The sequence below is a fragment of the Pseudomonas sp. PS01301 genome, from assembly GCF_029960215.1.
GTDB classification, from domain to species: domain Bacteria; phylum Pseudomonadota; class Gammaproteobacteria; order Pseudomonadales; family Pseudomonadaceae; genus Aquipseudomonas; species Aquipseudomonas coleopterorum.
The window spans coordinates 55,523-68,149 of record NZ_JASCPM010000014.1 but is presented as its reverse complement, the minus strand read 5'-3'; the positions used below and the strand labels follow the sequence as shown (position 1 = coordinate 68,149).

Sequence of the window (12,627 nt, the reverse complement as noted above, 5' to 3'; positions counted from 1 at the left end):
CGCGCCCCAACAGGGGGCGCATACGTTCGCGAGGTCAGGCCATTGTGCTTTGCACCTGGTAGCCGTTGGAAACAAGGTAGTCGCCGTTAGACACCACCACGCCATCGTACTGCCAGGTGTCCGGTGCCGGCTCGTCTTCAACCACGGACGATCCCGAGGCCGTAAAGAAGTTGAGCATGCTCAGGCAGCTGGCCATTTCAAACGTCGAAATAGCGCTTTGTGAGATACGAACTTCCAACACAAGACGGGCCGGCACGACAGTGCGTAAAGCACTGATTACACGCTCTGGAACCTCGCTTGTGGACAAATCTACCCGCAGCCTTGAGGTCAAAAAGTAGGCACTTTCCGACTCGCGAGCTAACTGGATTTCCTCAAGAGTTCGCAGCTCGTTTGGGTACGTTCCGGCGATTTTCTGGTACAGCTGATGCACCTGATAAACGTCGCCAAACAGCACGCGCAGATAGGTTTCCAGGAAGTGGGTACCGCGCCGAGGGTTCTGGTAGCGCCAGGCGCGAAACAGGTAGCGCAGGCCGTCCTCGGTGATGTTGGACAGCACCGAAATACCCTCTTGAGCGAACACGCGCTGCAGCAGCGCCAGCGACCCTAGGTGCGGGGCGCCGTAGACGTTGATTTCATCGTCGGTCGGCGCCAGCGTCTCGTTGTACAGCCGGATGAACAGCGCCTGCAGATCGCCCTCAAGCTCGCCGTTGGTGAAACTGTTGAGTAACGGATTCACTTATTGCCCCCGCGCCTTGATCGGCAACACTTTGACGGTGAGGCTGTCGGCGGAAATGTAGCGGTAGCTCTCGGGCAGGGTAGTGCCTTGCTCGTTGATCACCGCCACGATATCCGCATCGTCCGCTTGAAGGGCCACAATGCCGGCCTGCAGCTTGGTAACCAGTCGCCGATTGAGCACCTGGCCAAGGCCCTTTTTCGACCACTTGGAATCTGGCCCGTACTCGGCCAGCACAATCTCGGTGGCCTGCTTTTTGACTTCATCGGCGCTGTACACATCAGGCACCGTCAGGGTGATGGAAGCCGGAATCTCCACCACCTTGACCGCGACGTGACGCACCTTGTAGCTGTTGTCGGCGGCCAGGATCACGCGCGCAATCTGCTCCTGCAGGGTGGCAGTGGCCACGCCGTCCTTTTGCGCCGCGACAAACAGGGTGTTCATGTTTTTCACGTTGGCCCCGCGCACCTCCTCCTCGGTTTGCTCGTTCCAGACGGACAGAAACCGGAAGGGCGCCAGGTTGCGGCGCAGCAGGAACGCGAAATTGGCCTGAAACACCGCGTTGCCGTCATACATCGCCGGATAGGCAATGAGCTCGCGCAGCTCGTCCACGCCCAGTGGATTGGCGCCGGTGGACTGCACCGAGCTTAATGCCACCTTGGCGCCCGACTCGGCCACCGTAGTGGCGTGCTCGAACACAAATGGCGCATCGGCTGCCAGGATGACCTCGCCCTCGGTAAGCACCACCGTGACCGTGAATTTCTCGCCGATCGAGGGCACGTAGCCGCCGATATTCCGAGCGCCGAGTACGACAGCGACCTGGCGGTATTCGTCGCTCTCCAGGTGGAAAACGGTATCGCCGGCGTCGATGTTGGTGAACTCGGGGGTGTAAGTGAAAATCGTGCCGTTGTTATGCACCACGCGGATTTCGGTCATGTACAGACCTTCATCGGGCGCCGGGATCGGAATGCGGTAAAAGCCCTTGAATTCGCTCACAGTGTGCGTGAACGAGGATTCCGTACGCTGGGCCACCTTGATGCTGGCGGTGGCGCCAGCGGCCACAGTGGCGCCCTGGGTGGTGACGTAGCGGCGCCCCTGCTGATCGAGCAGCACGCGCGCATTGAGCACATCGAATGGCGCCCCGGAGACGTTCTGCACCTTGAGGGTCATCAGCGCCGAGGTGCCAAACGGCATCACACCCTTGGCGGCCGCCGCCGCGTACACGGTCATATCACGCGCCGGCATGAAGGCCTCAAGGGCGGCCACATCCTGCTCTTGCGATCGCATGGACAGCTGCGTGGCCATCGCGCGTAGCAGCGCCATGGTGCGCGGATCCTGTACCTGGTAGGCGAGGGCAGCTGCAGGGTACTCAGTGATGGCGTCGATCGCCGCCTGCATGTACTCGTCGGTAGTTTTCAACGGATGTTCCCCAGTAGTTCGGTCGCGACCTCGGTGCCGGCCAGGTCGATGATCAGCTGCTGGCGCTGCTTGCCTTCATTTTTGATAAAGACGTTCACGGTGCCCGACGGCAGGCTTTGCAACACGGGAACATCCTTGAGCAGCTTTTCGACGAAGGCATCGCCCAGCGCCATGTTTTGCGGCTGCTGCAGCAGCGACTTGATGTCCTGGCCGTAGCTTTGCCCAAGGTAGGCGCCTGCAGGCGTGCGCAGCCAGTGACGAACCATGTCCGCCACTTCCAGCATGCTCAGTGTATTGCCGGCCATTTATCGAGCTCCCAGGTTCATTCCCAAACCACCGGTGGCCGCCTGGGCCAAACCGCGATCGGAGACGTTTTGCGTGATAGGAGGCGCCAGGAACATCGGCACCTCGGGCTTTTTGCTGTTGTCGCCGACCTTGCGCGGCACCGTGGGCGCCGGCGCCAGCTGCTGACGCTCGATCGGTGCTGCTGCGCTGGCCACCGCCGGCAGCGCCGGTGCAGTGGGTGCGGCCGAGGCCGGCGCGGCCAGGGTGGAAGGCACCCCAGTCGTGCCGCCCGAGACCTGCGCCAGGCGCGAATCCAGGGCCTTGGAGTTTTTCGCCAGATAGTCCTTGGCCGTAGCCGCGCCCTTGCCGTAGTTGAGCGAAGCCGCTTTCTGCGTGCCTGCCGACAGCTCGCTCATGCTCTTGCCCATGGCCGCGCCGCGCAGCATTTCAGTGGCGGCCGTGGGGCCGAGCTGATGCATCATGTACAGGCTGTCGCGGTTCACCGGCAGGCCTGCGCGCTGCAGCGCTGCCTTGTTCTGGCGCCCCAGGAGCATGCCGCCAGCGATGTTCTGGTCGGCGTCGAAACGGTCAGTGATGCCAAGGCCGGTGGCGGTCTGGCCTGTCATCTGAAACACGCCGGTGGCGCCGGTACCGGAAATGGCGTTTGGGTTGCCGCCGCTCTCAAGCGCTGCGACCTGCAGCATTTCGTCAGGATCCAGACCTGCGAGCTTGGCCTGGGCGATGATCTTGTTACGGATCGCCGGCGGCATACCGCCCTTGAGGTTCGCCGAGGTGTTGGCACCGGTGGACTTGAGCTCGCGGATGCGCGCCGCCTCGTCGTTGGTGTAGGTTCCATACTTGGCCAGTTGCTCGCCGCCCTTGATGCCGGCGAACGTCTCCTTGTGGCGATACTTGGGGTTGAGGCTGCCCACCAGGCGCCCGCCTTCGATCGTTGCGGCCTCATAGGCGCCACCGGCCGCGCTCTTGACGGCAGCCGTCGCCTTGGTGGCAACACCCTGGACCGATTCGAGCTTCTTCGTGCCCCACTCCTTGGCCTGCGTGGCCGTTTGAGCAGCCGCCTGCTTGGCCTGGGTGTACTTGTTGCCCGTCCAGTTCGCAGCCGTGGTGATGGCCTGGGAGGCGCTTTGCTTGAGGTTCGTGAAGGTCTGCGAGACGGTATCGAGTGCGGTTGTGAATTTGCCCTGCACCAATGCCCAGCCATCGCCGATCTTGCCTGCTGCCTTGTCCCAGGTGCCTGTCATTTGGGCGCTGACGTCGGACCAGTCCACGGTCGATAGCCATTGCCCGACCTTGGTGCCGACCATATCGCCCACCATGCCGCCGACCATGGTGCCGATCGGGCCGAGCAGAGTGCCGGCCGCGCCGCCGATCAAGGCGCCCACGCCGCCGCCGGTGTTGCTGAATCGCTCCTCTCGCGTCTGGTCGCCCAGGCCCAGCATGCCGCCTATGGCCTTACCGCCTGCCAGTACGGTGCCCAGCAGGGGTACTCGCTTGGCCAAGCCGCCCAGCGCATTCCCTGCACCCTTGACGCCCTTGCCCAGGGCGCCGCCCACGGCGTTGGCGCCTTTGGCCACCTTGTCACGAACCGCAGCAGTGCCACGGCGCAAGGGGCTGCCACCGGTGCGGGCAGTGCGGCTATCGCGCATGCGCTTGAGCCGTTCGCGGGCACCCGCACGTCGTGGTACGCCAGTGCTGCGTACCTCGCCTCGGCGCCCACCGCCGAACATGCCTTTGGCACCACGGCCAATGAGGCCAACGCCTGGAATAGCGCCCAGCAGGCCGCCCAGCTTGCCCAGCATCGACCCGCCGCGCGAGCCGCTTTTCTGGTTGATGCCGCGCAGCTCGCTCCAGATCCGGCGATACCAAGGCACAGCGACCTTTTGCTCGCTGTCGCCATTGCGGCGGCGAAACAGGAGGCTGGCCATACCCTTGAATGGGCGAGTGATTGGGGAAAGGATCGAGCCAAATTCACGCGCAGCGGTGATGCTTGGATCCACCGCTTCACCCGAGCCGCTGCCGGCGAAAGCACCCTTGGCCTTGCCCAGTAGGGCGCCGAATCGCGCAAGTAACTTGCCGCCGGTGCGGCGCGCCTCGGCACCGCCCTGGTCGCCCTGATCGCCCTTGCCAAGGAAACGGCCCTTACCGTCACGTTGCGGACGCGCAGTGGCTTGTGCCTGGCGCGCCTGGCGAGTTTCGCTCTGGCGGCGCTGGCGGGCACCCTCGGCGCGATCGCGCGTGACGGCTCGATGTTCGGTAGCGGCCTCGTTGGCCGCCTCGCGTGGCGCAATACGACGCGCGCGCGCAGACATGCCCGCGCTCGGCGCGGGGCCCAAGGGCTGCGTTGTGCTACCCCTGGGCGTGGCACTCTTGGCCAACGCCTGACGCATGGCGCTGGTGTCGGCCTTGATCGCGCGCAGAAGTGTCAGCCGCTGGCGATCCTGGTCGAGGTTGACGCGGCCGGCCGCGACCAGAAAGCCGCTTTCGTCTGCGTTCAGCTTCATGGTCATGGATTAGCGGACCCCGTAGCGGCTGAGCTGGCGCTCGTGGCTGGGGGTGAGCTTGGCCGGCTCAGACTTGGGCTTGTCCTGGTGGATCAGCACCGCATCAAGGAAATCCTCGGCGCGGGCCAGGTGCGATGGGGCCGCAATCGGGCGCGTCACCACATCAAGCACCCCGACGCTATCAAGTACGACAGCACGGCCTTTGCGGGCCAGCTCGCCGGTCAGCAGCGTGATGTGATCCTGGGCCTTGGCCAGCGCGCTGGCCATGTGGTCGTACTCGACCTGCACCGAGTCGAGCATCGTTGCGCACAGCTCCATAATCTGGTGGCGCTCGGCTACCGCGTCGTACAGATCCTCCTCGCTGGCCACGCCATCGAGCGCCAGGCCATAGCCGCGATTGCGGGTGTAGTTGGGTTCGAGCACGTAGTCGAAACCATGAAACTCGCGCGCAATTTCCTTGCCGGCGATCGTGGGTGCGCGGATGGCCGACGAGAAACCGCCAGCTTTCTGCTGGAACAGACGCCAGGCCAGTTTGCCGCCGGCGTTACCGGTGAAAAACTCGGTTTCGTGCTCGACCGTGCCGTCAGGGAAGGCTTTGCAGTACACGGTACGAATGGCCGGCTCCACAGCCACCTGCCGGCCGTTGACGATGCCGCCCTCGGCCGGATTGAGGCCGAACTGCACGCGCGGCCAATGGCCGAAATAGCCGAGCATGTCGCCGTGTTTGATCTTTTCCTGAATGAGCGGGCTGTTGATCAGCGCCACGGCCACAGGAATATCGAAATTGCGGTTGGGACCACGGTGCTGACGCTCCCGATCGGCCAGGTTGTAGCGAATTACGCCTGTTCTTGGGAGGTTCATCACTCGTCGTCCTCGTTGTCATCGTTTGCCGCCGCACCAGGGGTGTCGTCGTTGAAATTGTTACCGCCGCCAAAGTCCTGGCCGCCGCCCGCATCGTCTTTGGGCTTGGCTTTTTTCAGGCCCTGGGCCAGCTGCTTGGCGTAGTCCTCGTCCAGCTGCAGGGTGTGGGTAAGCAGCTCGATGATCATGTCCTCGGGCAGGCCTTGGTCGAGCATCATCTGGAACACCTGCAGCAGGACCACGGCGCTGTTGGTTGCGCGCTCGCGCGACTCTTGCGTCTCGCGCTCAAGGGCCGAGGTGGCGCCGTAGAAATTCACGCGGTAGGGGCGGTCATTGGTGGGGAAGACTTCCCCGTACAAGGTCAGGCAATGCACGTCCACGACGTGATCAATGAACTGGGTGAGGGCGGTACGAATGATTTCGCTGCGCTCGGCCGCCTGGATCGAGGTGCGCATAAAGCCGCCATCGCCCAGGCCGCCCGATAGCTGGTCTGCAAAGCCCAAAATGGACAGGTCGATGCCGATCGCGCCGCTGAGCAGGCGCGCATAGAGCATCAAGTCCTCGATCGAGATAGTGCTGCTTGAGCCCGAGCCCTGGAACGCCTGCACCTGGGTGATCTGTTTCTCACCCGAAACGGGCATCAGATGCACCGTGCGCTCGGTGGAAAACTGGCCTTTCTCGATCAGCTTGCGAGCGCGGTCCTTGCCTTTCTGCAGCATGTTGCCCAGCGAGCCAATGAACAGCTTTTGCTGCTCCAGGGTCATGCCGTCGGTGTTGACGGTCAGCAGGCTTTCATCCTGGGAACTCAGAATTCGTGTGGATAGCAGGCCGGCCAGGCCGGTGACGAATCGGTCATACGGATCCTCTGCCGAATCCAGGAACGAGCCATTGACCAGCGCCGGCATATGCGGCCATTTGTCCGGGTCATCCTCGCGCAGGGCGATACGCTGGGCCTGCAGCATGGCGCTCAATTGCGGCACGTACTGCATGCGCGGCATTTTCATGCGCGCCATTTGCAGCACGGTGAGCTTTTCGTTGGCCTTCTCGCCGGTGGTGACGACGAAGCCTGTCGTGGTGTTGGCTCGCTCGTAGGACTGCACCAGCGGGGGCAGGATCATTTCGCCGGTGTACAGCCCGACAACACCCTGGCCTGGCTTGGTGAAGATCCGCGCATAGGCATCGCCAAAGCCTGCAGCGTTAAAGCACAGGCCGTGCGCGATTTCGTTGAGCAGCGGCGCCAGGGCGGCAGAAATCTCCTGCACGCGCTTGCGGTCGGGTCCTTTGGCGTCCGGCTTGGCCTCAATGAAAATCGTGTCGCCGGTGGTCTCGTGACCACCCAGGGCCTGGGTCACATGCGTGCGCAGGGCCGTCGAGATAATGGGGTCACCCATCATCAGGTGGTACTTCTCCAGGATCTGGATGCGCGAACGCGCCTTTTTTTGGCCTGTGCCCAGGAGCATGGACACCGACACCGCGTCATAGCCAAGGGCGTACTCGTTTCCGCGAATTTCCTCGGCGGAATCGACAATGCCCATCAGGTCCTTGGCGGCCTGCTTAGTGGATTGGAGGATCTGCTTAACAATTGCCATAAAATCGGTGCTCGGGCGCTTTAGCCTGGGATGCACCGATGGTAGGGGTCACACAATGCCGTCTCGGGCGGCACTTTCCCGTTAGATGCCCACCTGATCATCCTGGCGCGGCTCGACAATCCACTGGCGAACATAGGGCGGAATCGAGGTGGGCGAGGTGCGCCCCACCACCTCATAGGGCATCACAAAGCCGTTACCGGGCATGACCTGCAGCATGTCGTGCTTCTTGACCTCAAACGCGCCCTCGACCTTGCTTTCCACGCGCAGCAGCATGGTGCCCTCGCCGTAGATCACGCCGTCGTCGCTGTCGTTGATATTGCTGGCGGCAGCGGCATAGTTGCCCGCGAACAGCACGCGGCCCTCGCCCAGCTCCTCATACTCATACTCAGCCTCGTCCTCGGAATCGAGCAGGCCGATACCGGCGATCGTCGGCAGGCCGCCCACCAGGTCAGCGGCGGTGCGCAGCAGCTTCTTGCGAAACACCACGCACTCCATCGAGTTGGGCGCGCGCAGCACCACCTGGCGCGCGGCGCGGTCAATTTCGGTCGGGATAGAGTGCATCATGGGTGTTCGGCCTCCTGGGCCTGAGTCATTGAGCGGCTTTGGCAGCAGCCAGGGCGGCCTGCGCGGCGGCTTGACTGAATCCGCCTTGCATCAGCATTTGTATGAATTTGGCGTCGGGTACCCGCTTTTGGGCGACGGGCTTTTTCGCCGTGGCCTCGCGCATCGCTTTGCGCGCAGCGAGCTGGCGCTGGTACGACGGCTGGGCCAGGCGCTGCGCCTTCTTTTCGTCCGTGGTCTTGATCTGGCGCTGACGGCTGGACTCTTTTTTTACCTTGTCCTGGAACGCCTTCATGTTCTTGACGTGAACGTTGGCCACCTTGCGCTCGACCGACTTGCGAGCCTTGTCGATCAGGTCGATGGCGTGGACCTTGAACGTCGGGGAACCGGTGATCAGCACGCACACGCGCAGAACATGCTTGCACCCCACGCCGTGCAGCAGGGGGTTGGTGATCTTGGGGAAACCGGTCTCGAACCACGGGCCTGCAGCGTATTTGCCCTTGGTGGCCATGTAGCGCAGCCGATACCGCCAGTCCTCGCAATCGCAATCGATCTTGATGGCGCCCTTGAGCAACTGAGGCACGATCGCCTTGGCGGCGACGGGGCTGGCCACGCAGGCATCGAAGTTGAGGAATTCAACCGTCACGGTGTGGTGCCGGTGCTTGGAGTCGGGGCCGGCATTGGTCTGGAACAGAACGCGGCCGCCCTTGGCCGTTACCGGGAACGCTGTATGGATCTGGCGCTGGGTGCGCTGGCGGGCGATTGGCATGGACAGGTCAATGACCTGCTTGGCGGTGATGCCGCCTTTGAAGCGCTTGCCCAGCTGCTGCGCCGAGGCCTGGAAGGCCAGCAAGTCGTCGCGGGTGATCGGTCGGACCTGGCCGCCGAGGGTAGTGAGCAGCACACGCGCCGCGTCGTACGCGCCGGCAACGTCATCAGGCGCCAGGATGACGTCAGACCCATCACGCTGCGCAACGCCTTCCTTGAGGCGCTGGCGCGCGTAGGCCTGGACCTTGGCGGCGCTTTGGATCAGATCGGGGCGCTCGCCAGCCATCAGCGCACCGCCACGCTGGTGGTGCTGCTGTAGCCGGTCATCTGCTTGAATGCTTCGAGCTGCACAGGGGTCGGCAGGGTGATACGACGCTGAATGAGCTGCTGATCGAAGCGATCCAGGCCAGCGGCCGCCAGCACAGCCAGCGCCTCGTTGCGGGTGCCATAGACGCGCTCGGACACAAGCGTCAGATCCCAGGCCTCGTCGGGCTGGGTTTCGTACCGGATCGCGTCTTGCCAGGCTTTCCTGGTGGACGCGAACTGTCGGATTTCACGGTAAAAGCGGGTGGCCTCAGTCATGCCGCGATCATGCGCGCACGGCCGGCGCGCATTGGGCGGCGCTTTCCGAAACTATCGGTGGCGCGCGTGCAGCTCGTGCTCGATAGCGACGGCGTGCAAATCGACCAGATCCTTGAGGCGAGGAACTACGAAGTGGCGCGCCCACGGCATGCGTGCCAGACGACCCAGCGCCAGGCGCAGGGCGCCGCTGAAACCTCGCTGATAGGCCACATCACCATAGCGGCGTGCTGTATCGAGCTCCTGCAGCGTGTCCTGGTGCAGGTGCTCCTGGGCCTGCAGCTGGCCGCGCAACTCTTTGAGCTCGTCGCGGGTCATGCGCAAGGTCTCGCGCAGCACACTGGCGCAACTGTGATTGGTAGGGTCTTGCATGCCCTGGGTGTAGCCACACACCGCACAGGTGCGGGTTCGGTAGGTGTCCATCGTCATTCTTCCTCCTCAAGATCCACCGCGTCGGGGTGAATCAGCATGTGGTCAGGGTCCATTTCAAACTCGTGGCACAGCTGCCTTGCGGACGTGCTGCCCAGGGCGAACACGTCCATTACCACCGCCCAGCGCGGGCGGCCGTAGGTGTTGCCCGAGGGCCCGCACAAGTTGCGCAGCACGCTTGCGATCAGGTCGCGCTCTTTGATCCAGGTACCGGCCAGCCTCATGGCGCACGCTCCACGCGCAACGTGGCTACAAACGCCTCCCAGGCGGCCACGTCGCGGGCATGAACGCTTACCGTCTCCTCGCCGAGACGCCAAATGACACGCCCCAGGCCGCCCGGAAATGTGAAGTCGCACCAGCGTTCAAGGGTGTGCTCGCTGCCGTTGATGATGGTCACACCGGGGAACTTGGCCAGGGTGGCGTCGATGACCTGCTGTTTGAGCCTGGCGCACATGACGCGCTGCCCATGCTCGACCTCCTGGCACTCAGCGTTGCAAAACACCTCGCGGCCCTCATAGATCAAATTCAGGGGGCATCCGTCGTCATCGCTGCTATCGTCGCCGACCATGCGCCCACAGCAGCGGCAGCTCACATACCAGCCGTTCGCGATGTAGGCCTGGGCCGGAATGATGCGCGACTCGGCGAAGGCGTCCGCCCAAGGCTCGCGAGTGCATGTCACCTGGATAGGGTCACAGTCGAGCAGGGCGGCCCCCTCTCGGCGTGCGCGGGTGTTGTAGCGGGCGAAACGGATCACTTGTTGCTCTGGATCATCTGCAAAGCGCACCAGGTAGGCGCGCGCAGTGGATGCCGGCAATTGACTTGCGGACTGCATGGAGGGATTCCTTATCTGTCAGGTGGCCGAGGGCGCAGGGCGAGGCGCGAAAAACGCCTCCATCTTCACCAGGGCTGATTTCACGACCGCACGGGAGCGGGCTTTCTCGTCAAGGCGCCACTGCTCCAGGGTGCGTTGCCGCTGAGCACTTTCTTCTGGCGTGATGCGCGCAGGCTCGGACTGCACCGGCGCCAGCGTTGGGGCCAGGCGCTCGTCCAGGGCGCGAGCCTGGGCACTGTCGGCGTATCGGCTGTTGTCGAAGTCCATCACTGCACCACGCATTCGTCGCACAGGAGGGAGGTGCGGACGACCATCGGACCAAAAAGCCAGAATCGCTTTTTCAGGACGCTCCATTTCCACAGGGCGCCCTCGCCTCGGCACTGCTCACATTTTCCATAGGCGTGCATCATGGCTGCTGCACCTGCTGTTCGGGCCGGTAGCCCGCATAGGAGACAGCCTTGCGAATGATGACTTCGGCAGGCATCACCAGCACGCCGTGCTGCTCATAAAAACCGGCGTCATAGAGCAGCCATGCCGCATCGGCGCAGCCCTCGACCCGATCGATCGGGGAGGACGCCGGCAGATACAGTAAAGCGTGATCGATACGCTGTTTGAGCGCGGCGAGGGCGCTGGTGGGATTGAGTACAGCGGTCGGGCGGATATGATCCCGCGCCTCGACAAGCAGCGCCTGTGCATCTGCCAAAAGCTGTTGCACGGCGTCGAAATCCGATAGCAGCACACAGTCGGTCAGCGCCCCCACAGTCATTCCCTTGTATCGCGTCACATTGTTCATGACTCAATCCTTGTGTGCTCATGCAGGCGATCGCCCAACACGCTGTCGGGCACGTCGAAAAATCCTAGCTTCCCTTTGTAGGGAATAAAGGTCATTGGTCGGGGGTCACGCAGCACATAGCCCTTGTAGCCCATGTACCAAAGCGATTCGCTGTCATCCACGCAATCAACGAGCTCCACAGAACCGATGATTCCACCCAGCGCCAGCTGCTCGCGCGAAGGCACATCGAAAGGGGTGACATGCCCGGTGGCAATGGCGAAGTTATTCGCATCATTGAACTCGTCGCGGGTCATGGTGGCCGACACATGGATCAGAAACCGACCGCGCAAACGGGTGCGCTTGGTCCGGTTCTCAATGTCCTTGCCGTGGTGCAGGATGAAGTGCGCCCAGGGCTGGCGGATGCTCAATGCTTTCATGCGGCTACCACCTGATTGACGGGCTTTGCTCGGCGCCGGCTAGGCTTGGCCAGTGCCTCCGCGAGGCTCATGGTGGCCAGGCGACGGTTGATCGTGGCAGGCGCAAGGCCTACCTCGCGGGCGAGCTGGGGAATGGTGCCGCTACGGCCGTTCACTGTGTGCGTGTGGCGCGCCATCATTACGGCTCGACCTTTGGCTCGCCCTGCAATGGCGCGAGGGTTGTCGCGAACGCGCGCAGCCATGTCGCCACGCACGCCGCGCGGGGCCCAGGCGACGTCGGGTAGGGCCTGCACGATCATTGCGAACTTCGATGCGCTCATGTTCATCGCCGTACGGGTCTGCTTGTGGGTCCAGTTCCTCGCCGCTGCCTGGCGTATGAATGCCTCGACACCGATTGCCTCGATTTCGGCCGGCACGCGGCTATCGCGGACCCAGCGTAAATCGGGCATGCGCTTGGTAAACCTGCGCAGCTGGTCGTAGCTCATGCCGAGCTGGGCAGCAGCTGCCTTTCTGGTCAGGCCTTGGCCAGCAAATGCGGTAATACGTTGCTCCAGGGTCACGCCAATGCCTCCTTATCGCTGCGACGCAGCTTGGTGATGATGTTCATACCGGTACGGTGATCGCTGGGGGTGCCACTGCCGAACACAGCGCGGCGACCAGGCTTGCGAAACCGCAAGTGAAGGCCGGCCGTACGATCGACTTGCCAGCTATTTTCCTGGGCGTACTTGATGACGCCGTGCATTGCCTTGCATGTGCATTTCACTGACTTAGCCATGTCACCGAACCTCCAAATTGTTCGCCGACAAATCTATATCAGATGATATGCATATATCAATACAT

General features: G+C 63.0%; 17 protein-coding genes. All 17 read right to left on the bottom strand.

The window, feature by feature from the left end:
- Positions 1-34 precede the first annotated feature (34 nt).
- Entirely contained in the window at positions 35-736 is a 702-nt protein-coding gene (locus tag QMX89_RS09990) for a hypothetical protein (protein WP_282348019.1), read from the bottom strand.
- A complete protein-coding gene (locus tag QMX89_RS09985) occupies positions 737-2,152 on the bottom strand; it encodes a hypothetical protein (protein WP_282348018.1) in 1,416 nt (471 codons plus the stop codon).
- Positions 2,149-2,457, bottom strand: coding sequence for a hypothetical protein (locus QMX89_RS09980; protein ID WP_282348017.1), 309 nt, complete (start codon positions 2,455-2,457; stop codon positions 2,149-2,151). The genes QMX89_RS09985 and QMX89_RS09980 overlap by 4 nt, the downstream gene beginning before the upstream one ends.
- Positions 2,458-4,965 carry a transglycosylase SLT domain-containing protein gene (locus QMX89_RS09975; RefSeq protein ID WP_282348016.1) on the bottom strand — a complete coding sequence of 836 codons (2,508 nt, stop codon included), beginning with the start codon at positions 4,963-4,965 and terminating at the stop codon, positions 2,458-2,460.
- Between the two features lie 3 nt (positions 4,966-4,968).
- Positions 4,969-5,820, bottom strand: a complete 852-nt coding sequence (locus QMX89_RS09970) for a hypothetical protein (protein ID WP_282348015.1) — start codon at positions 5,818-5,820, stop codon at positions 4,969-4,971.
- Complete coding sequence (locus QMX89_RS09965; protein ID WP_282348014.1) at positions 5,820-7,409, bottom strand: hypothetical protein; 1,590 nt, start codon at positions 7,407-7,409, stop codon at positions 5,820-5,822. The genes QMX89_RS09970 and QMX89_RS09965 overlap by 1 nt, the downstream gene beginning before the upstream one ends.
- An 81-nt stretch (positions 7,410-7,490) precedes the next feature.
- On the bottom strand, positions 7,491-7,973 hold the full coding sequence (locus QMX89_RS09960; RefSeq protein WP_282348013.1) for a hypothetical protein: 483 nt from the start codon (positions 7,971-7,973) through the stop codon (positions 7,491-7,493).
- A 25-nt stretch (positions 7,974-7,998) separates the two neighbouring features.
- Positions 7,999-9,024 (bottom strand): hypothetical protein, encoded by a 1,026-nt coding sequence (locus QMX89_RS09955; RefSeq protein WP_282348012.1) that lies wholly within the window; start codon positions 9,022-9,024, stop codon positions 7,999-8,001.
- Positions 9,024-9,320, bottom strand: coding sequence for a hypothetical protein (locus QMX89_RS09950; RefSeq protein ID WP_282348011.1), 297 nt, complete (start codon positions 9,318-9,320; stop codon positions 9,024-9,026). Before QMX89_RS09950 ends, QMX89_RS09955 begins: the two co-directional genes overlap by 1 nt.
- A 51-nt stretch (positions 9,321-9,371) precedes the next feature.
- The gene (locus QMX89_RS09945; protein ID WP_282348010.1) at positions 9,372-9,740 is read right to left on the bottom strand and encodes a hypothetical protein; all 369 of its coding nucleotides are present in this window, start codon (positions 9,738-9,740) and stop codon (positions 9,372-9,374) included.
- 2 nt (positions 9,741-9,742) lie between these two features.
- Entirely contained in the window at positions 9,743-9,970 is a 228-nt protein-coding gene (locus tag QMX89_RS09940; protein ID WP_282348009.1) for a hypothetical protein, read from the bottom strand.
- Positions 9,967-10,578, bottom strand: a complete 612-nt coding sequence (locus QMX89_RS09935) for a hypothetical protein (protein ID WP_282348007.1) — start codon at positions 10,576-10,578, stop codon at positions 9,967-9,969. Before QMX89_RS09935 ends, QMX89_RS09940 begins: the two co-directional genes overlap by 4 nt.
- Before the next feature lie 18 nt (positions 10,579-10,596).
- On the bottom strand, positions 10,597-10,845 hold the full coding sequence (locus QMX89_RS09930; RefSeq protein WP_282348005.1) for a hypothetical protein: 249 nt from the start codon (positions 10,843-10,845) through the stop codon (positions 10,597-10,599).
- A gap of 139 nt (positions 10,846-10,984) precedes the next feature.
- Complete coding sequence (locus QMX89_RS09925) at positions 10,985-11,371, bottom strand: hypothetical protein (protein WP_282348004.1); 387 nt, start codon at positions 11,369-11,371, stop codon at positions 10,985-10,987.
- A complete protein-coding gene (locus QMX89_RS09920; protein WP_282348002.1) occupies positions 11,368-11,787 on the bottom strand; it encodes an ASCH domain-containing protein in 420 nt (139 codons plus the stop codon). Before QMX89_RS09920 ends, QMX89_RS09925 begins: the two co-directional genes overlap by 4 nt.
- Positions 11,784-12,347, bottom strand: a complete 564-nt coding sequence (locus QMX89_RS09915; RefSeq protein WP_282348001.1) for a hypothetical protein — start codon at positions 12,345-12,347, stop codon at positions 11,784-11,786. Before QMX89_RS09915 ends, QMX89_RS09920 begins: the two co-directional genes overlap by 4 nt.
- On the bottom strand, positions 12,344-12,562 hold the full coding sequence (locus QMX89_RS09910; protein WP_282348000.1) for a type II toxin-antitoxin system HicA family toxin: 219 nt from the start codon (positions 12,560-12,562) through the stop codon (positions 12,344-12,346). Before QMX89_RS09910 ends, QMX89_RS09915 begins: the two co-directional genes overlap by 4 nt.
- Positions 12,563-12,627: the final 65 nt, after the last annotated feature.